This window comes from Haloechinothrix aidingensis, from assembly GCF_013450155.1.
Classification (GTDB): Bacteria; Actinomycetota; Actinomycetes; order Mycobacteriales; family Pseudonocardiaceae; genus Haloechinothrix; species Haloechinothrix aidingensis.
The window spans coordinates 136,844-154,874 of record NZ_JACCKD010000004.1; the positions used below are offsets into that span (position 1 = coordinate 136,844).

Annotated in this window: 20 protein-coding genes and 1 riboswitch; of the genes, 4 read left to right on the forward strand and 16 right to left on the reverse strand. The window is 68.6% G+C overall.

Going from position 1 to position 18,031, the window contains the following annotated elements; all coding sequences use genetic code 11:
- Positions 1 to 36 precede the first annotated feature (36 nt).
- On the reverse strand, positions 37 to 1,014 hold the full coding sequence (gene holA / locus H0B56_RS12000) for a DNA polymerase III subunit delta (protein WP_343063868.1): 978 nt from the start codon (positions 1,012 to 1,014) through the stop codon (positions 37 to 39).
- A 337-nt stretch (positions 1,015 to 1,351) separates the two neighbouring features.
- A riboswitch (SAM riboswitch) is annotated at positions 1,352 to 1,487 on the forward strand.
- A 12-nt stretch (positions 1,488 to 1,499) separates the two neighbouring features.
- Between holA and thrC the strand changes: the two genes are divergently transcribed.
- Positions 1,500 to 2,777: a threonine synthase gene (thrC, locus tag H0B56_RS12005; protein ID WP_180893103.1), complete on the forward strand. Its 1,278-nt coding sequence runs from the start codon at positions 1,500 to 1,502 to the stop codon at positions 2,775 to 2,777.
- Here the strand turns inward: thrC and H0B56_RS12010 are convergent.
- A complete protein-coding gene (locus H0B56_RS12010; protein ID WP_281373648.1) occupies positions 2,771 to 4,345 on the reverse strand; it encodes a ComEC/Rec2 family competence protein in 1,575 nt (524 codons plus the stop codon). The two genes, thrC and H0B56_RS12010, sit on opposite strands and share 7 nt — an antisense overlap.
- A 127-nt stretch (positions 4,346 to 4,472) precedes the next feature.
- Between H0B56_RS12010 and H0B56_RS12015 the strand changes: the two genes are divergently transcribed.
- Positions 4,473 to 5,078: an SdpI family protein gene (locus H0B56_RS12015; protein WP_180893105.1), complete on the forward strand. Its 606-nt coding sequence runs from the start codon at positions 4,473 to 4,475 to the stop codon at positions 5,076 to 5,078.
- A 174-nt stretch (positions 5,079 to 5,252) separates the two neighbouring features.
- Here the strand turns inward: H0B56_RS12015 and H0B56_RS12020 are convergent, their stop codons facing one another.
- Positions 5,253 to 5,429, reverse strand: a complete 177-nt coding sequence (locus H0B56_RS12020) for a DUF397 domain-containing protein (protein ID WP_180893106.1) — start codon at positions 5,427 to 5,429, stop codon at positions 5,253 to 5,255.
- Positions 5,426 to 6,268, reverse strand: coding sequence for a helix-turn-helix domain-containing protein (locus H0B56_RS12025; RefSeq protein WP_180893107.1), 843 nt, complete (start codon positions 6,266 to 6,268; stop codon positions 5,426 to 5,428). Before H0B56_RS12025 ends, H0B56_RS12020 begins: the two co-directional genes overlap by 4 nt.
- Positions 6,269 to 6,411: 143 nt before the next feature.
- Here H0B56_RS12025 and H0B56_RS12030 point away from each other — a divergent pair, with 143 nt between their 5' ends.
- Entirely contained in the window at positions 6,412 to 6,588 is a 177-nt protein-coding gene (locus H0B56_RS12030) for a hypothetical protein (RefSeq protein ID WP_180893108.1), read from the forward strand.
- 566 nt (positions 6,589 to 7,154) lie between these two features.
- Positions 7,155 to 7,418, forward strand: a complete 264-nt coding sequence (locus tag H0B56_RS12035; protein ID WP_180893109.1) for a hypothetical protein — start codon at positions 7,155 to 7,157, stop codon at positions 7,416 to 7,418.
- A 347-nt stretch (positions 7,419 to 7,765) separates the two neighbouring features.
- On the opposite strand, the gene H0B56_RS12040 is transcribed toward H0B56_RS12035, so the two are convergent.
- The 12 genes from H0B56_RS12040 to H0B56_RS12090 all read right to left on the reverse strand — a co-directional run bounded on the left by H0B56_RS12040 (position 7,766) and on the right by H0B56_RS12090 (position 18,028).
- Positions 7,766 to 8,527 carry a phage antirepressor gene (locus H0B56_RS12040; protein ID WP_180893110.1) on the reverse strand — a complete coding sequence of 254 codons (762 nt, stop codon included), beginning with the start codon at positions 8,525 to 8,527 and terminating at the stop codon, positions 7,766 to 7,768.
- A 413-nt stretch (positions 8,528 to 8,940) separates the two neighbouring features.
- Positions 8,941 to 9,882, reverse strand: a complete 942-nt coding sequence (locus H0B56_RS12045) for a hypothetical protein (protein ID WP_180893111.1) — start codon at positions 9,880 to 9,882, stop codon at positions 8,941 to 8,943.
- Complete coding sequence (locus H0B56_RS12050; protein WP_180893112.1) at positions 9,879 to 10,109, reverse strand: holin; 231 nt, start codon at positions 10,107 to 10,109, stop codon at positions 9,879 to 9,881. The genes H0B56_RS12045 and H0B56_RS12050 overlap by 4 nt, the downstream gene beginning before the upstream one ends.
- A gap of 9 nt (positions 10,110 to 10,118) precedes the next feature.
- Positions 10,119 to 10,820 (reverse strand): peptidoglycan-binding domain-containing protein, encoded by a 702-nt coding sequence (locus H0B56_RS12055; RefSeq protein ID WP_180893113.1) that lies wholly within the window; start codon positions 10,818 to 10,820, stop codon positions 10,119 to 10,121.
- 1 nt (position 10,821) lies between these two features.
- Positions 10,822 to 10,953, reverse strand: a complete 132-nt coding sequence (locus tag H0B56_RS23240; RefSeq protein WP_281373642.1) for a hypothetical protein — start codon at positions 10,951 to 10,953, stop codon at positions 10,822 to 10,824.
- Positions 10,954 to 11,018: 65 nt separating this feature from the next.
- On the reverse strand, positions 11,019 to 11,306 hold the full coding sequence (locus H0B56_RS12060; protein ID WP_180893114.1) for a hypothetical protein: 288 nt from the start codon (positions 11,304 to 11,306) through the stop codon (positions 11,019 to 11,021).
- Complete coding sequence (locus tag H0B56_RS12065) at positions 11,303 to 11,764, reverse strand: hypothetical protein (RefSeq protein WP_180893115.1); 462 nt, start codon at positions 11,762 to 11,764, stop codon at positions 11,303 to 11,305. The genes H0B56_RS12060 and H0B56_RS12065 overlap by 4 nt, the downstream gene beginning before the upstream one ends.
- Before the next feature lie 11 nt (positions 11,765 to 11,775).
- Positions 11,776 to 15,159 (reverse strand): hypothetical protein, encoded by a 3,384-nt coding sequence (locus H0B56_RS12070; protein ID WP_180893116.1) that lies wholly within the window; start codon positions 15,157 to 15,159, stop codon positions 11,776 to 11,778.
- Entirely contained in the window at positions 15,159 to 16,832 is a 1,674-nt protein-coding gene (locus tag H0B56_RS12075; RefSeq protein ID WP_180893117.1) for a phage tail tape measure protein, read from the reverse strand. Before H0B56_RS12075 ends, H0B56_RS12070 begins: the two co-directional genes overlap by 1 nt.
- Before the next feature lie 11 nt (positions 16,833 to 16,843).
- The gene (locus tag H0B56_RS12080) at positions 16,844 to 17,137 is read right to left on the reverse strand and encodes a phage tail assembly protein T (RefSeq protein ID WP_180893118.1); all 294 of its coding nucleotides are present in this window, start codon (positions 17,135 to 17,137) and stop codon (positions 16,844 to 16,846) included.
- Between the two features lie 20 nt (positions 17,138 to 17,157).
- Positions 17,158 to 17,562, reverse strand: a complete 405-nt coding sequence (locus tag H0B56_RS12085; protein WP_180893119.1) for a hypothetical protein — start codon at positions 17,560 to 17,562, stop codon at positions 17,158 to 17,160.
- Positions 17,563 to 17,587: 25 nt separating this feature from the next.
- Entirely contained in the window at positions 17,588 to 18,028 is a 441-nt protein-coding gene (locus H0B56_RS12090) for a phage tail tube protein (protein ID WP_180893120.1), read from the reverse strand.
- Positions 18,029 to 18,031 lie beyond the last annotated feature (3 nt).

Below are 18,031 nucleotides of genomic sequence, written 5' to 3' on the forward strand. Positions count from 1 at the left end.
CAGGGGGATTCGTGCTGTGCGGGCCGAGCGGGCCGGTCAGGTCTCGCGCAGTGCTGCGATACGCCGCGTAGCGCGTTCCAGCGCGTACTCCCCGTCCGCCGCGACTCCCTTGACCTCGGCGTTGAGCGTCGCGACGATCTCCAGCGCCGCGGTGAGCCCTTCCCGTGTCCAGCCGCGTGCCTGACCTTGCGCCTTGCGCACCTTCCACGGCGGCATCCCGAGCTGGCTCGCCATGGTGTTGGGATTTCCCCTGCCTGCCGAGGCGACGCGCGCGACGGTGCGCACCGCATCGGCGAGCGCGTCGGCGATGAGCACGTGCGCCACGCCGATGTGCAGCGCCCACCGCAGCGCGGACAGCGCAGCGGTGCCGTCACCGGCCACCGCCTTCTCCGCGACGACGAAGCCGGTCACGTCCGCGCGGCCGGTGTGGTACCTGCGAACGGCCTGCTCATCGATGTTCCCTCCGGAGTCCGCGACCAGCTGGCCCGCCGCGGCCGCCAGCTCCCGCAGGTCGGTCCCCACGGACTCGACGAGCGCCGTCACGGCAGCCGCGTCGATCGCACCACCGGCGCCACGCACCTCCGCCCGCACGAAGGCCTCCCGCTCGGCCGGTTTGGTGAGCTTGGCGCACTCCGTGACCGCGGCACCCGCGTTACGAAGCGTCGCGGGCAGCGCCTTACCTGCCTTGCTCCGCCCTCCGCCGCTGTGCACCACCACGAGCACGACACCGGGGACCGGGTCCTGTACGTAGTTGCCGATCGCCTCGGCTGCCTCGTTCGACACGTCCTGGGCCGAGTCCAGCACGACCACCCTGCCCTCGCTGAACAGCGTGGGGCTGACCAGTTCGGTCAGCGTGCTCACGGTCAGCTCGCTCGCCGGGATCCGGGTGAGCTCGGCGGACGGATCGGCTCGGCGGGCGGCATCCAGGGCGGCGGAGATGGCTCGTTCGATGAGCAGGGCCTCATCGCCCAGCACGAGCTGCACGGGCCGTGCCGCGTTCGCTGGCTCACTCACGCCGCCATCCTCGCACGTGAGGCGACCAGGACTCGCCGCGGCACCGTGACACACCGCACGCCCGCACCGGCCGTCACGGGCGTGCACCGCCTGCCACGAGCGGCGCCCGGCCATGGGCAGGCGGAGGGGCTCGAGGAATGTGACGCAGGTCTAGTCAGCACGCCAGCGCGTAGCAGCCCCCGCGCCCGTGCCGTACGGTGTAGTGCGGGTGGCCTCGTCTCCGGATATGTCCCCGGATACGCCACCAGGTAACCATGGAAACGAGCTGGGATACGGTAAGCGTGGAGCGTAGCGCGACCACAAGTGGACCCGACGATTCTGTGCGACAACTCGATAACGCTCATCCAGAGGGGCAGAGGGACCGGCCCGATGAAGCCCCGGCAACCGGCGTTGGCCAGTCATCTCGATCAGCGAGGTAGCCAGCGCACTCGGTGCCAATTCCGGCCCATGACTCACCGTGGGGCAGATGAGGAAAGGACCTCTCGATGACAGCAACGTTCGGTGCGACCTCGACCAGCTCTTCCGCTTCCGGAAGTATCGACCTGGGACCGGCCGCGTACCTGAAGTCGAAGGAAGAGGGCCACGAGCAGCCGCTCGCTCCGGACTTCGTTTCCGCGGACGACTTCTCCCCCCTCGAGGTGGCCTACGACTTCGGCACGGTGCGCCGGTCCGACATCGAGTCGGGCCCACGCAACATCTGGCGCTACAAGAAGCTCCTGCCCGTTCCGAGCAACGTCGACCAGATCCCCAACACCGAGCCCGGCTGTACGAAGCTGATCCGCGCCGACCGGCTGGCCCAGGAGCTGGGCGTACGCCGGATCTGGGTCAAGGACGACACCGGCAACCCCACGCACTCGTTCAAGGACCGGGTGGTGGCGGTGGCGCTCGCCGCCGCGCGCGAGTTCGGCTTCGACGTGCTCGCCTGCCCGTCCACCGGCAACCTCGCCAACGCCGTCGCCTCCGCCGCCGCCCGCGCGGGATGGGACTCCGTCGTGCTGATCCCGTCCTCGCTCGAGCAGGCCAAGGTGCTGACCACCGCGGTCTACGACGGCTCGCTGATCGCCGTGGACGGTAACTACGACGACGTCAACCGGCTGGCGACCGAGCTGGCGGCCGAGAACGAGAACTGGGCGTTCGTCAACGTCAACGTCCGGCCCTACTACTCCGAGGGGTCCAAGACGCTGGCGTTCGAGGTGGCCGAGCAGCTCGGCTGGCGCATTCCCGAGCAGATCGTCGTGCCCATCGCCTCCGGCTCGCAGCTGACCAAGGTCGACAAGGGCTTCACCGAGCTGAGCGAGGTCGGGCTCGTGGAGCCGTCCCCGTACACCGTGTTCGGCGCCCAGGCCACCGGCTGCTCCCCGGTGTCCTCCGCCTTCAAGTCCGGCCTCGACGTCGTGCAGCCGACCAAGCCGGACACGATCGCCCGCTCGCTGGCCATCGGCAACCCCGCCGACGGGCCGTACGTGCTCGACACCGTCAACCGCACCGGTGGCGCGATCGAGGACGTCACCGACGAGGAGGTCGTCGAGGGGATCAAGCTGCTGGCCCGCACCGAGGGCATCTTCGCCGAGACAGCAGGCGGGGTCACCGTGGCGTGCGCGAAGAAGCTCATCGAGGCCGGCAAGATCGATCCCGATGCGGAGACCGTGCTGCTGATCACCGGTGACGGGCTGAAGACGCTGGACGCCGTGCAGGATTCGGTCGGCCCGAAGGCGACGGTCACGCCGACGGTAGGCGCGGTGCGCGAGGCCCTCGGTCAGTAGCGACGCGCGATGACGATGCCGTCCCGCGCGGGCACGACAGCGATGTCGCCCGCGCGGTCGGTGCGCGCGATCCGCGTTCCAGCCCCGGTGAGCTGATCGACGACCGCCGTGTCCGGGTGATCGTGCTGGTTTCCCTCCCCCACGCTGATGACCGCGACGTCGGGTGCGACGGCCCGCAGAAAGTCGTCCCGCGTGTTCCCGCTGCCGTGGTGCGGCACCTTCAGCACGTCGGCGCGCAGGTCGTGGCCGGCAGCGAGCAGGTCGCCCTGTGCGGCCACCTCCCCGTCCCCGGGTAGCAGGATCCTGCCTGCAGGGGTGTCGGCGGTGACGGCGAGGGAGAGATCGTTGACAGCCGTCCCGCCCGGCTCGGCCGCCTGCTCGGCAGGCACGTGGCGCGGACCGAGCACCCGCAGGTCGAGCCGGGGCCAGCTCATCGCGTCCCCCGGTGCCAGCTCGACCAGCGGCACGTTCTCGTCCCTCGCGGCATTCACGACGGCGGTCCACGCGCGCTCCGGGGTACGCCCCGGTCCCACGGCCACCGCGTCGACCTGCGTACCGTCCAGCACCGCCGGTAGGTCGCCGTAGTGATCCTCGTGCAGGTGCGTGACGACGAGCAGCGGGACACGGTCCACGCCCACCCTGTCGAGGCATGCCACCATCCCGCTTCGTGCACTGCCGGTGTCGACCACCACGGCACTGCCTGCCTCGCCGGTCGCGAGCAGCAACCCGTCACCCTGGCCGACGTCGCAGGCGATAACCGCCCAGCTCGCGGGAGGCCACCCCGGTGCGGACAGGCGCGCGGCAGCCCACACCACCAGCGCAAGCACCAGGCAGGCCGCCAGCACGCGACGGGGCGTCCGGTACCGGCAGGCAAGCACGCAGGACAGCGAGAGCAGTGCCGCCAGCCCACCACCGAGCCAGCCATCCGGCCAGCCGAGCACGCCAGCAGGGACGTCCGCGGCACCTCGCGCCACGAGCAGCAACCAGCTCAACCCCGGCCACGCCGACCGGGCGAGCAGCTCACCGAGCCAGGGCGCGGCGCCTGCCGTCGCCGTGGCCAGCGCGCCGAGCACGGTCGTCACCGCGACGACGGGGGTGGCCAGGATGTTCGCCCCGACCGCGACCAGGCTGACCTCGCCGGCCATGCCCGCGATGAGCGGGGCTGTCGCGAGGAAGGCCACCAGCGGGACGACTCCCGCCGAGGCGAACCCGACCGGCACGCCCCTGGACCGGAGCGAACCGACCCACCGCGGCGCGAGCACGACCAGTGCCGCGGTCGCCGCCACCGACATGGCGAACCCGAACCGCACGGCCATCTCCGGGTCGTACAGCACGAGCACGCACACCGCGAACGCCAGCGCCGGCATCGCCGCGCGCTGCCGGCCGAGGAACAACGCGAGCAACCCCACGGCCGCCATCAGCGCGGCCCGCAGCACGCTCGGGGTGTAACCGACGGTGACCACGTACCCGGCGAGTACCAGCCCAGCCAGCGAGGCCGACAGGCGCGGGCCGCTTCGCACCCCCCGGAGCAGCAGGAACACGGCACCGCACACCACGTTCACGTGCAGGCCGGAGACGGCCTACTAAACATATGCAAACTCATCTCCGGTTCGTTGTCGACGGACGACCAGGTTGCACGTAACAGCAAGTCGATCACCGTCGACACACCTACTGAACACGACATAGGGAGAATGCATGACAACTGAGCAGCAAACACACAAGTTCAGCGGACTCGCCTGGACGGGACTCATCCTCGGCATCGTCGGCCTCGTCGGATCGGTGATCCCCATCCTCAACAACGTCACCGCCGTCGTCGCCGCAGTCGGGTTCATCCTCGGCATCATCGCCCTGTTCGGCACCCGCAAGCTGCTCGCGGGGATCGGTGTCGCGCTGTGCGTCGCAGCGATCGCCGCCACAGTGGCCGCCCAGCAGGCATTCGTGGACGAGCTCGAAGGGCCTGCTGATGTCACCGAGACCGACGAGAATGGCAACGGCAGCGGCGACGAGGAGAGCAGCTCCGAGGTCACCACATACGAGTATCGCGTCACCGGCGAGGGCGAAGTGTCGATCTCCTACGGCACGGTCTCCGGCGATGGGTCATCCACCTCGAGCACAGACACCACCCCACCGTGGTCCAAGACGATCGAGGTCACCGACGAAGGCATCATGTTCACCCCCACGCTGTCGGTAACGAGCATGAGCACTGATGGTCAGATCGCCTGCGAGATCGTCCGCAACGGCGAGGTGGTTACGTCGCAGGACGCCAGCGGAGACTACGCCTCCGTGCACTGCTCCGCCTGATACCTCCAAGGCTGGTGGATATCACTCTGCGCAAGTAGCAGCCCGGCCGATACGATGGCGCCCCCGCGTCCCGGAGGACACGGGGGCGCCATTCGTAGCGTCGCGCCAAGCAATCCGGCCGTGGACTTGCAGCGTGGCAGTGGTGGCCCTAGCTTGTTTGGCGCTTGGGTGCGTCTACTGCTCGCGTAGCTGCGTGGTAAACGCCTGCCACGCGGTGAACGGCACCTCGAGGGTGCCGCCGTCGCGGTCCTTCGTGTCGCGCACCCGCGCGCGAGCCGGTTCGAGCGCGAGCTCGACACAGTTGCCCTGGTTGCCGGTGTAGCTCGATACGCGCCAGCGTGTCGTATTCATGGTGTACGCTCCATCTCGTCGGCGGTTTCGGCGATGAGCCCCATACTCTCCTCGGGGCTCATCGCTTCCCGGCGGAGAGTATCCGCCGCGGTCTGGTAGTCCTGCACATCCCCCCGATCGGTGATCGTGGTCGCGCTTCGGTAGTGCTCGATCTGCACCACCGGGTCGTGCCGGTCGAACTCGATCAGTACGAACGCGCCCTCGAGACTCGGCAGGTACCCCTGCCGCTGCGGGATCACCTGCACAGTGATGTTGCTCGACTCGGACCATTTCTGCAGGTGACGCAGCTGCTCGACCATCACGTCTCGGTCACACGGCGCGTAGCGCAGGGCGGCCTCGCCGATCAGCGCGTCGAGCTGCACCGGTTTCCGCCCGGTGAGCACGTCACGCCGGCCCATCCGATAGGTCACCCGCTGGTCGGCCTCGCCACGAGTGGCTCCGGCCGCGACCATGATCGACCACGCATAGTCGGCGGTCTGCAACAGGCCGGGGACCATCGTGGGCTCGACGTTGGTAATGCGACTGGCGGTGCGCTCGTACTCCCTGAGTGCGGCGAGGTGTTTCTGCACGCCCGGACTGACCCAGTTCGGATCGCTGGCGTCGCGGGCGAGGTCGAGGATCCTGTCCCGCTCTGCACCGGTGACGCCGAGGATTCCGAGCACCGCTGCCGTGTCCTCCACACTCGGCGCGAGCCGGCCAGTCTCCCAGCGCGATATGTGGCTGTTCTGCCTGTTGAGCTGTGCGCCCAGCTGGCGTGTCGTGAGTCCGGCGCGCTCCCGCGCCTCCTTGAGTTCGGCGCCGAGGGCGCGGGCTCGCGGGGTGTTGGCGGTGCTGACCATGCATCACATCGTAGGCCGTAACCGACCGTAGTCGCATCACCGCACGATTGGAGCATTGCCACATTGGTGCATGAACCGCATGCTTGGTGCACACACCGATTAGCGATCGCTACATCGCAGCATACCTACCGCGGGGAGGCCTCGTGTACTGGCTCTGGCTCCTACTGCTGTTTGCGGTGCCGTTCCTTGCGGTGGTTCCGTGGGACACGGTGCGCGGCTGGCTGCTCTCCCGGAGATGGCAACACGACCCGCACGACCCGCGGCCGCGCATGATCGTCGACGACGGCGAGCCGTACCTCCGTCGGGGTAGCGAGCTATGACGACCGCCCCGATGCGCTGCCCTCAGTGCGAGCGATATCGCGCGTACCTCCACGAACGGATCACTGCGCTCTACGCCGGGCGATCCTTGCCCGATCGCGAACGCCCCCGGCCCTGCGCCGAGCTTGCGAGGCCGTCATGTGCTGGCACATAGACATGTTCGGCAGGGAGACAATCGTCGACCGCGACGGCACTGTCATCGTCACGGAGCCGGACGGCACCTCCCGCATCGTCCGGCGCGGCGACGGAAGCTCCGGACGCGTGCAAGAAGCCCGCGGCTCTTCTGCGCGCCCTACCCAGTGAGACTCCCGGGCGGTGCATGCAGCCCCCGACCATGCACCGCCCGGGTCCCCACCTGATCGGCGGGTGCCATCAGACACACCGATCGGCGACGCTCGACAGCGACGATACGGAGGTCAACAATGGCAGACGACGGTAGATGCCCGGCATGCGATCAGGTAGTCAACGCGCCACCCGGCGCAGCAGCTCCTCGGCATAGAGCCCCGGGCGAGCAGGGCACGTGCCCAGGCTCGGGCCAGCCCGTACAGCCTCGGTAGCATCACGCGACGTGACAGGAGACGCCGTGACCACGACCTACCCCACCTGCTCGACGCCGGGGTGTGACCAGGAGATCTACCTGCACCCGGGAGAGCGGACCGTGTGCGCCGGCTGTCAGCACCGGGGCGGGCCACCCCCACCCCCACCCGAGCCGGAGACACACGAGGTCGTGGTCGACTGGGGACCGGTCCCCTCCTGCCACTGCGGTCGCCCGGTCAGCCGGCCTGACGTGTCCGGCGACCGGTGCCTGCGCTGCTCGCGCGAGAACCGTTAGTCGCGTCCGAGCCACGACTGCAGCCAAGCCATGGGGCGCATGCCCGGCCGGGTGTAGGCATGCGTCGGCGTCGTCACGGCCTTCCTCTCTGCACTGTAGGCAGATCCACGACATGTGGCCGCCGTTGGTCGCGGCGGGGCACTGGCATGGCTGCCAGATCCTGCGAAACCTCCCTCCGTGCATGAGATGTCGGTAGGCACACATCCCAGGTTCCCCTGATTCGATCATGTGTTCGATTGTAGGTAATCGATCCGCTACCACCGCCGCTAGTCACACGCGTGGCCCCGACCCACCTGTTCTGGGTAGGCCGGGGCCAGTGTGCGCTGCGAGTTGCTGTACGTGCCCGCCTAAGCGGCGCTCTCCTGCAGCTTGAGCACCTTGCGAATGAACTCGACCCCGGACGGCTTCACGTAGGTGGTGTAGGTGGTCCGCTGCCGACCGCGACCGTCCTCGAAGTAGCGCGCCGCCACTCGGAAGTGGTGTACGTACTCCTGGTAAGGAGTGTTGTGCCGACGACCACCGGTGATGAGCACGCGCTCATATCGCAGTCGGGAGAACAGCCGGTTCTGTCCGAGCCCGAGAATCTGCGCCACCGTGGCTACGGGGTAGTCGCCCTCGGCGGTCATGAACTCGTCGTACGCCTCGGCCTTGGGCTCCAGCTCTTGATTGCGTTCCAGCGCGGCAACATACTTACGAGCCATCTCCAGCTCACTCATCGGTTTCTGCCGCGTGTCGACGTAGCCGTTCTGGCGAAGCTCACGCAGAATCCGCTTCACCTTGGCTTTGATCGCCCTCGCGACCGGGAGCGTGGAGCGGAAGATCAGCTCCCAGATGCCATCCTCGTAGATAACGGATACACGCTGGTCACCGCCAGGGGTACTCACAATCTGAGTACCCTTTTCTTCTTCGTCTAGCAGGCGTCCGGCGTTGGCAGCGTCTCGATACCCAAGCGCCCGGGCGAACGTCCCTGCAATCACGTACGGCGTGCCGTCCTCAGCGAGCCCGAAGTGTTCCGGTAACAGGCCGCTGTCCATCTGGCCGAAGAGATCCAGATCACTCGACTCGCCCCGCGGTGCTTCCCCAAAGAACCCGTCGTTGCTATGTTGCATCTGTCATCAGCTCCTCACTAGCTGGTGTCCACGTCTCGGCTGCGCAAACAGCGCGAGACAATTGAGTGCGCAGGGGCCGTGCTGATTGAGGCAGCACGGCCCCCACTTCTGGGCGACGCCTCCCGGCGTGGCCACCACGCAAGGTTACCGAGTCCATCCCCGAGGCGGGTGGTTTCGATACCGGCGTGTCTCACGATGCGCAACCATGCGCGATAGCGCAACATCCCCGACAGGGTGACACGCAGCCATGGACAGCGCGGGACGCGCCCCTCTCTAGCCACGCGGGTGACCCCGCGAAGGTCGGGGCTCTAGCACGGGTGCGCCACGTGCTCCGAGCAGAGCGAGACACGACGAACGCGCCCCCACCGTCCGCATGTGGAGGGTGGGGGCGCTCGTGTTCGGCCGGCTGGTGCCTATTCGGCCATGGCGATCCAGGGAACGGCCGGCGTCCAGCCGGACCACTGTGTCGCGTCGAGCGTATCGGGCAGGGCACCAGGGGTGATGCCGTCGCTGCGGCCGAGCTTGTGCACTCCGTGCCGGTTGACTTGGTCGACCGCGTCGATGTTTTTGCCCCGGATGTGGGTGGTGTCGCCGGTGTAGCTGATCGCGGCGACGTAGGCGACGACGTCGCCCTCCGACACCGTCACTGTGCTATCGAGGCCGAGCTCGTTGACGCCCACAGCCCAGGCGCCGACGGCCTCGGCCACCTTGGAGAGGTTCGTGTAGCTGTCGCCGAGGTACACACCGACACGCTGATCGGTGGCATCGCCGAGCGAGGAGATCATGAATCGCACGCGCGAGCCGGAGCCGTCGGCGGTGGCGACCATGGTCACCACGTGGCCCCAGTCGGATGCGAGGCCGGTGGTGGTGCTGGAGACCGACGTGTCCGGCACGCTCTGGTAGAGGTCCCCGTAATCATTCGTGGCGGTGACCGTCGCCGGCAGATGCTCCGGTGGCAGCACCCCGTCGCTATCGAGCGGCGCGACTCCGTCGGGCTCGCCGACCTCGGTGCGCGGCACGTACAGCGAGTCCGCCGAGGGGTCGGCCGGGTCGAGCGTGTCTGGGTCGACGATGATGTCCCGCAGCCACACGGGACCGTTGTCGGGCACCACGCAGTAGCTGGTGGCGTGCCGATGCTCCCGCACCTCGTAGTAGGTGTCGGTGACCTCGATCTCGGACTGCGGCGTCAGGTCCACGGACCACTGGCCGTCGTCGTCGGTAACGACGTGCACCGCCTGCATGAGCTGTCCGGTGGCGTCGTCGAGCCACGGGGCGCCCTCGAGGTGGATGGTGACCTGCTGGCCCGCGATGGGGGTGCCGTCGGGGCGCAGCAGGTGCGAGCGTACCTCCGTCACCGAGCGCGGTCCCGTGACAGCGCGGCCGACTCACGGTCGCCGATTGTTTTGGCGGCCAGCCCCTTGAGTACGGCGATGAGGCCGGCGCCCGCCGCGACACCGCTGATCATCGTGTAGTCGGCGTCCCACACGTTGAGGGTGTCGCCGCCGATGGCGGTGAGTGCGCCGGCCGCAGTTGAGGCGATGGCGCGCTCGGCCAGGTCGCGCCAGTAGCGTGCGCTCCACATGGTGTCCTCCTATCCGATTCCCATCTCGCCCCACGTCTGGGGGCCGACCTCGCCGTCGACGGCGATGCCGCGCATGTCCTGGTACCAGCGCACCCGGTCGTGGGTCTGGGGGCCGAAGTAGCCGTCGTCGGTGATGTCGAGCCACCGCTGCAGGTACTCGACGTCGCTGCCGCGCGACCACGTCGAGTATTTGTCGCGTCCTCCGTACAGCACGCGGCTACCGGGGCGTGCCTGCTGGTAGTCCTCGTACGGCCGCGCTCCTCCGCTTCCGCCGGAGGATCCGCCGAGCACGGCTTCGATCTGGTCGGCGGTCAGCGAGTTGGCGGCGTCCCACGTCAGTTCGACGTGCAGGTGGTCGTGATGTGGGTGGCTGCCGTTGTAGGTGCGCCACCCGTCCTGGCAGTAGCTGCCGGACCAGATACGCCGGTTCCAGATGATGCACTGCACCCCGAGGTCGCGGCTGTTACGGCGCAGCGCGTCGGCCAGGGTGGTGCCCCATTGCGCTCCGTGTGGCCGCACGCCGAGGTCGGCCGCGCGCCCTTCGCCGTGCAGGCTCGTGGTCGAGCTGCCGGCGACGGTGCGGCAGTTGTAGATGCCGGTGTTGACGCCGTCGCTGTAGGCGCCGAGGAACCACGCCATCAGCGCGCGAGCGCCGCTGGTGGGGCCGCTGGTGCACGAGCTGGCGCCCTGGTAGCTGCACAGGAGTGCCATGTCAGTTCTCCTTCACGGGTGTGGCGCCGTCGTACGGCTCGACGTAGTCGGGGTGGTCGGGGTCGGTGATCTCGACGGCGTCGGGCTCGTCGGTGTCGGGGTCGATCACGTCGTTCGGGTCGGGGTCGGGCATGGTGTGGTCCTCCTGACATGCGACAGCCCCGACCAGGTCAGGCCGGGGCAGCTGTGGGTGTGGGTCTAGGCGACGTCGTTTCCGAGCCTCTGCTCAACGGCGTCGAGTCGCTCGGTGAGTGGTCCCACCTGATGCTCGAGGTCGGTAAGACGGTCGGGGATGCCCGGACGCCGGTCGCGCTCCGGTACGTCGGCCCGCTCCTGCGTTCCCTCCCATTGGTCCAGGAATCGGGAGACGCGGCGGGCCATGCGCCAGGCCGCGATTCCCGGTTTGACGGCCAGTGTCGCGATCGCTGTGACCACGATCGCGGCGACCACGAGGGTGTCGATCCAGGGAATGCCGACGAGTCTCATGCTGGTGACATCACCGACACGCGTAGCCACATCTCGAATTCGGTTCCGCCGGAGCCGCGGAATTGGATGTCGCTGGTGGTGCCGCTCATGCTGGTGCGTGAGCCCATCAGCTGGACGGTGACGGTGCCGGTGGACTCGGGCACGAAGTGCGGCTCGACCGTGTACAGCGAGCAGGTGCGGGCAGTGGAGGTCGATTCGGGACGGTTCCGGGACACCGCGACAGGGGTGGTGTCGACGCGGATTTCGTTGTGGGCCTGCCCGTTGTTGTCGGCCGAGTCTAACCACCGTGCTCGGGAGAAGCCTTCGATGCGGTAGGCGGTGTCGGCCTCGAGGTGCACGTCGAGGGCGACGAGTTCGACATCGGTGTCGTTGGTGTCGACGGTGCCATCGTTGCGTGCCTCGCCGATCTCCTGGGGGAGATGGGCTGCGGTGATTCGCTGCCCGGCCTGCCACGGCATGCGGTACCTCCCTACAGTGGGGCGATCGTCGGGTGTGCGAGCCGGACGTCGGTGCCGGCGTCCCACCCGCGGGAGACGCCGTTAACGGCGCGCTGGACGGTGAACTGCTGCGTGGTGGGTACGGTCCAGTCGTGCCAGTGCAGCACCACCGGCAGGGTGTTGGTGTTGTTGGCCTCGAGCACGCAGCGCGCGCCGATCTCGCCGGCGGTGTCCAGGGCGTCGTCGGTGGTGCTGATCGTCCAGGTGTCGGGTTCGGCCTCGCTGTCTGGCCACAGTCGGGCGGCGAGGTCGGTGCCGTGGGCGCGGGCGCGCAGGTGCCACTGTTGGTCGGCGCTGTACGAGTCGATCTCGGCGCCGGTGAGCCAGCTCCATTGCCCGTCGACCTTGCGATGGATGGCCACGCCGATGTTGCTGGTGTCTTTGAACTCGACGAATACTGCGTAGAAGTTGTCGCTGTCGTGGTAGCGCATCAGCACGCCGGGCACGATCCAGTCGCCGTCGGCGACGACGGTCGTCGACACGGTGGCCAGGATCTCGAGGTTGGTGGCCGATACGGGCATTGTGATCACGCGCGCGTCCGAGACGGCTCCGATGGCGACCTGGCCGATCTCGTCGGTGTCGTCGACGGAGAACTCGCTGGCGGGCCCGTCGCGGATGATCCAGTCGGGTCCGATGGTGGGGCTGCCCCACCCGTCGGTCTCGGCGCGGGCGTAGAGGTCGTGGATGGTGTCGCTGTCGGTGACGCGCACGTCCTCGCCGCCACCGATGCGCACGTCGACGGGAAGGTCGTTGCCGTCGGTGGTCCATGCGGGTCCGTCGCGGGTGGCCACCAGCATGGTGGTGGCGGTGTTGTCGAGGTCGGCGGCGGTGTCCGAGCCGGCGGTGTCGGCGCGGATCGGCTCATCGGGCTCGGCGTCATCGACGGCTGTGGGCGCGAGGACGCCGACGGTCCACGGGGACGCCGGGGTGCAGGTGACGACGATGTCGTGGGTGGGCTGGCCTTTGTTCTCCTCGAGGCCCTGCACGATGACGTCGACCGGCTCGGGCAGCCACGCGGGTGTGTTGATGATCTGCATGCGGTCGCCCTCGGCGACGGTCTGGAGCTCGCTGTGCCGCGCGGCCATGCGGGGGTTGGCGAGGTCGACGCGCACGGTGGGGAATCGCGGCTCGTCGATGGTGCCCAGGTGCAGGCGCCAGCCGGCTTGGTGCGGTAGCTGCGCGTCGCCGGCGACGTTGACGTCGGGGGCGTCGTCGTAGCGGCCGACCCCGTCGGGTGGCGGCGCGACCGACAGGGGTCCGGTGCGCTGCACGGCCCGGTATTCGGACCCGCGGGGCCGGCTGACGGTGACGTCGTTGCGCAGCGCCTGGTCGTCTTCGACGGGCTCGAACGGGGCGAACACCTCACCCGAGGAGTAGTCGAGCAGCACCCGTGGTGTCTGGTTGTAGAGGGTGGCGCGGGGGCGCCACAGCAGGGCGAGCGCGTCGGCGCGTTCGCCGAAGTAGCCGAGGTCGGCGCCGGCGGCGCTGCGCAGCAGGGCCAGCAGGGACTCGGGGGTCTGCGCGCCGACGGCCTCGGTGTCCTCGCGGGTGGAGACGACCCGCAGCGGGATGTCCTCGTCGGCGGTGAGCCGCTGCAGTCGGTCGGTGGCTGACTCGCCGGACCAGGCGTCCATGGATCGTCCGATGACGTCCCAGATGCTGTGCACGTCCCCGTTCATCACCGCGATGTGGCCGACCGCGGTGCCGCCGAGATCGCTGCCGCCGCCGGGCGTGTTGATGCGTCGGATGCGCCCGTAGGTGTGGCCCGCGAGGGTGCCGTCGAGGACGCTGCCGGTGTCGGCGCCTGCCTCGAACACCCCTAGTTGCCAGTCGATGTCGGATCCCTGCTGCGATAGCCACAGGCTGAACATGAGGTCGGTGCCGTTGGCGTCGGCGGCGAACCAGATCGAGCTCAGCACTTGGTCGCCGCCCTCGGTGGCGTCGTAGGCGCGCAGGCCGAACGACCCATCGCTGTTGACGATCACGTCCCACCGCGCCACCGAGCCGGTGGTGGGGATGGTGAACAGGCGCTGTTCCCCGTCAACCCCGTTGTCTGGCAGGTGCAGCAGCGCGATGAGGCGCTGGTCGGCATCCGGGTCGTATTCGGGGATCACGGGACGCAGCCGGCCGGTGGTCAGCTGCGGTAGTGCCTCGGAGGACGGCAACCCCTCGTAGCTGGACAGGTCGACCTCGCCCTCGATCTCGGCCGAGGGCTGTCCGATGCCCGAGGCGATGCGGCTGGCATTCTCGCCGTCCTCGCACGGCCAGTATCCGACGATCTCACTGCGGCTGGACAGGTCGCGAAACAGTGATGAGCGCAGTGGTTTCGAGCCCTGCTGCAGCCGGTGCAGGATGCCCCACGCCTGGATCGGGGCCCAGAGGTCGTTACCCGAGAGGTCCCACCGCAGCGGCCATCGGGAGACCTCGCCGCTGAACCGCACCGCGCTGTCGGCCAGGACGGCGGCCTCGTGCAGTATCCACTCGTGACCGTCATCAGCGGTCCAGCTGGTACTCGTGAGATCGTCCTGGTCGGCGAACTCGGCATCGGCCACGAGCGTCCCGTCGACGCCGGCGCGAAGCTGGAACGCGTGGATGGTGCCCGAGAACGTGGCGTCGTCGGGGAATATCGCACCGCCGCCGGCGCCGGCCCCGATCTCGAGGGGCGCGTCGGAGGCGTAGATGCTGGTCGTGGCATCGTGGACTACGTCGTTGCCGAGCTGGCTCCACGTGTCGCCGATGCTGGCTGCGGTGTAGAACCGGGCGATGGCGTTCCCGTTTCCGTCGTCGACGATGAGGACGATGCGCAGCGCGAGCAGGTCGGCGTCGGCCGGGACGGGTGAGGTGGAGGTCGACTGCTTGAACGTGTTGAACGTGCCGTCCTCGCTGTGCGACAGGCGGAGCGTGCCGTCCGCCATGTGCTGCGCCATCCACGAGCGGTTGTCGCCGGAGATCTGGTATTTCGACGCGAGCAGCGTGTCGGCGTCGGGCCGCCACGAGGTGGGTGTGGCCTCGAAGACGATGTCGATGTCGCCGATGATGTCGAGCGAGGAAGCGTCCTCGGTGTGCGCGTACGATCCGTCCTCGCCCGGTAGCCACATGCCCTGCTGGCTGGGCCCGATCCGCACCCGCAACGGGGTGTTGCGGCCGACCTTGCCGAACAGTGGGCTGTGCGGGTTGCGGGGGCTGTAGCGGCCGTGCCGGTTGTTGAGCAGCATGCGGCAGCTGCTCGGGTCGACGTGCTCGGACCAGTCGCGGCGGCCCCGCTCGATGTGCACGTCCTGCCGGGGAGTGCGCACGTCGCTGGTGATGTCGTGCCACTGCCCGTCGTAGAACAGCTGCACGGCGAGGTCGGCCATCAGTTCGCTCCGGCGAACACGACGTCGAGCCCGCCTCGCGCTTTGATGCCGCGGCGGAACAGGCGGATGAGGTCCTCGTCGCCGTCGAGCTCGATGCGCAGGGTGCCGCCGAGCCCGCCGGCGCCGCGCTCGAGGGGGCTCACGCGTGCACCGCGCGGCAGGTCGAGCACCTCGGGCCCGCGCTCGCCGACCACGGCGCGGCCCCCGCCGAGGATGTCGCCGCCCTCGGCCAGCATCGGGATCGAGGGAATGTGCGGGATCGACACGCCCGGCACGCTGTTGGCCCCGTCGATCAGCGAGTTGATGCCGCCGATCGCGCCGTTGATCAGGCCAATCGCCCCGTTCACAGCACTGCGCGCGCCGGAGGTGACCCCGCCCCACATGCCGCCGAAGAACCCCTTGATGTCCGATATGGCGCCCCAGAACTTGTCACGCATCCAGTCCATTCGACCGGTGACCCAGCCGATGACCGAGTTGGCCTGGTCTCGGACCCATCCGAGCCCGCCGACGAACGCGTCGAGCGCGCGCTTGATGCCGCGCCGCCAGAACGTGCGCGTGAACCAGTCGGCGAACGCGGAGGCCTTGTCCCAGATCCAGTCCCACGCGGCCTGGAATGCTGCCTTGACCTCGTCCCAGTTCTTGATGACCAGCACGCCGATTGCGATCAGCGCGGCGATCGCGGCGATGATCAGGAAGATGGGATTGGCCAACATCGTCAGGTTCAGCTTGGTCTGCGCCAACGTCCAGGCTTTGGTGATGCCCACGATCGTCTTGCCGATCGGGCCGAGCGCCAGCAGCGCCGGCGCCACGGTGCCCGCAGCCTCGGCGAGCCCGCCGTAACGGAACATGAGATCGTCCACACGGTTCTGCAGGCTTTGCAGTAACGTGTCGTTGGTGTCGGCCGCGTCCGAGATCTCCTCGAGCGAGCCCGGCACCGCCTGGGACTCGTCCTGGTAGCGGGCCCACTCGTCGGCGGTGAGCCCGATCGATTCGAGGAAGGACTCCATGTCTCCCTCCGAATCGGACAGTGCCTGCTCGACCTCCTTGATCGCGCGATTGGCCTCGAACCCGCGGTCCTCGAATACCTGGATCGCCGCCGAGGTGTCCTCGAGCCCGAAGTTCAGCGCGTCGAGCTCGTCGGGCACGCGGTTGAGTACCCGGGTCAGCCGGCCGACACTGCCGTCGGCCTGGTCCATCAGCTGGAACAGCGCGTCGCCCTGCCCGGCGGCATCCTCCATGCTCATGCCCAGTGGGGTGAGCACGCTCTCGACGTCGCCGATCGCGCTGGGCAGGTCGGTGCCCATGGCGGTGGCCAGGTCGTCGATCGCGGGCAGCACATCGCGCATGCCCTCCTCGCTGGTGACCCCGGCCTGGGCCAGGTCCTCCATGGCGAACGCGAAGTCGCTCGCGTCACCCTGCCCCTCGGAGAGTTCGGTCGCCAGGCCGCGCACCGCGTCCGCGCTGAGTTCCGAGCGCACCGCAGTGACGTCCATGCTCGCGTTGACGTCCTGCTGCGAGCGGGCGAATGCCTCCATGGCCCCACCGGCCGCGGCCCCGGCCGCGGCGATGGTGGCGAAGTTGCGGTCGATGACCCCGGCCAGCCCGCCGAGCTCGGACTCGGCGTCGCTGGCATCGGCGCCGACGTTGATCGACAGCTCGTCCAGTGTGGCCACGCCTCACCTCCCTAGGAGGTTGTGCCGCTGTGCGTCCCGCCGAGTGCGGCGTTGATGCTGCTGACCTCGCGCAGCAGCTCGTGCGGAGTTTTGGGGCCGCGTCGCTGATCCCACTCGAGGAGGAAGTCAGTGACGCGTTTGGTGCCGCGTTTGCCGCCCAGAGCGCGGATGCTGTTGGATACCGTCGCCGCGACCAGCGCGGCGTGGTAGTCGCCCCGGCCCGGCCCGAGTGGCCCGTCGATGCGCTCGAACGCGCGCCATTCGGTCAGTTCCGCCGAGCTCGTCCGCGCGAGCAGCTCGGCCACGGTGCAGCCGAGCTGCGCCGCTAGTCGGAAGTAGAATCGTCGCTCTGGGCGGCTGCGGAGTTTCCCGCCATCTCCTCCACGGCATCCTTCTTGAGGCCGGAGAGCTCGTTGGCCTTGGCGAACAGGCGGCTGATCACGCCAGCGTTCTTCTCACCGAGCTTACGGGTCTGCGTGATCGAGAACAGCGGCTGGAACTGCTCGTCCACCAGGGACAGGGCCACGATCCGGATCTCGGTCTCGGCGATGGCGTCCGATTTGACCTGCACGTCCTGCCCTTTGATCGCCATCATGGTGCCGTTGACGCGGGCGCGTTGCGTTCCGGTCAGGCCCCGCACGCGCACCGTGCCGCCCCACTCGGGCACTTCGACGTCCTCGTACGGGATGTCGTCGGTGGCCAGGATCTCGTCGGCGGTCAGTAGGCTCATGGGCTCGCTCCGTGTCGCGTCGGGATCAGACACCGGTCAGGCTTAGGTCCGGCTTGCCCGTGATCTTGACCGTGACCGATCGTTCGGCTTTGTCGTCGTGCGGGAACTCGTCGCCGAGCGCGGTGATCAGCGCGCTGAACTCCCAGGTGTATTCCTCGGCGGTGCCGGGCAGGATCACCACCCGGTAGTCCCGTAACGAGTCCTCCTCGAAGTCGTCGTCGAGCAGCTGCTGGGTGGAGCTGTCCGGGTCGTAGTTGAGGGTGAGCTCCACGCTGCCGCCGTCCTTGAGTCCTTTGACGAACTCGCGGTACTTGTCGGGGCTGTCGTGGGCAGTGACCTCGATCTGTTCGCGTTCGCGGCTGGGCCCGGAAATGTCGGTGACGTTGGCGATCGTTTCGAACACCGGATCTGTTTCGGCCATGTCGGACCGTGCGAACTGGGTGCCGAACGCGTCGATGCCAGCCATGAG

Bases quoted from the DNA above. Each gene is read 5' to 3' on its own strand.
- H0B56_RS12015 (WP_180893105.1), top strand. From the start codon at position 4,473: ATGACAACTGAGCAGCAAACACACAAGTTCAGCGGACTCGCCTGGACG.
- H0B56_RS12060 (WP_180893114.1), bottom strand. From the start codon at position 11,306: ATGAGACTCGTCGGCATTCCCTGGATCGACACCCTCGTGGTCGCCGCG.
- H0B56_RS23240 (WP_281373642.1), bottom strand. From the start codon at position 10,953: ATGCCCGACCCCGACCCGAACGACGTGATCGACCCCGACACCGACGAG.
- H0B56_RS12085 (WP_180893119.1), bottom strand. From the start codon at position 17,562: ATGAGCCTACTGACCGCCGACGAGATCCTGGCCACCGACGACATCCCG.
- H0B56_RS12050 (WP_180893112.1), bottom strand. From the start codon at position 10,109: ATGTGGAGCGCACGCTACTGGCGCGACCTGGCCGAGCGCGCCATCGCC.
- H0B56_RS12040 (WP_180893110.1), bottom strand. From the start codon at position 8,527: ATGCAACATAGCAACGACGGGTTCTTTGGGGAAGCACCGCGGGGCGAG.
- H0B56_RS12065 (WP_180893115.1), bottom strand. From the start codon at position 11,764: ATGCCGTGGCAGGCCGGGCAGCGAATCACCGCAGCCCATCTCCCCCAG.
- H0B56_RS12025 (WP_180893107.1), bottom strand. From the start codon at position 6,268: ATGGTCAGCACCGCCAACACCCCGCGAGCCCGCGCCCTCGGCGCCGAA.
- H0B56_RS12070 (WP_180893116.1), bottom strand. From the start codon at position 15,159: ATGGCCGACCTCGCCGTGCAGCTGTTCTACGACGGGCAGTGGCACGAC.
- H0B56_RS12090 (WP_180893120.1), bottom strand. From the start codon at position 18,028: ATGGCTGGCATCGACGCGTTCGGCACCCAGTTCGCACGGTCCGACATG.
- H0B56_RS12055 (WP_180893113.1), bottom strand. From the start codon at position 10,820: ATGGCACTCCTGTGCAGCTACCAGGGCGCCAGCTCGTGCACCAGCGGC.
- H0B56_RS12020 (WP_180893106.1), bottom strand. From the start codon at position 5,429: ATGAATACGACACGCTGGCGCGTATCGAGCTACACCGGCAACCAGGGC.
- thrC (WP_180893103.1), top strand. From the start codon at position 1,500: ATGACAGCAACGTTCGGTGCGACCTCGACCAGCTCTTCCGCTTCCGGA.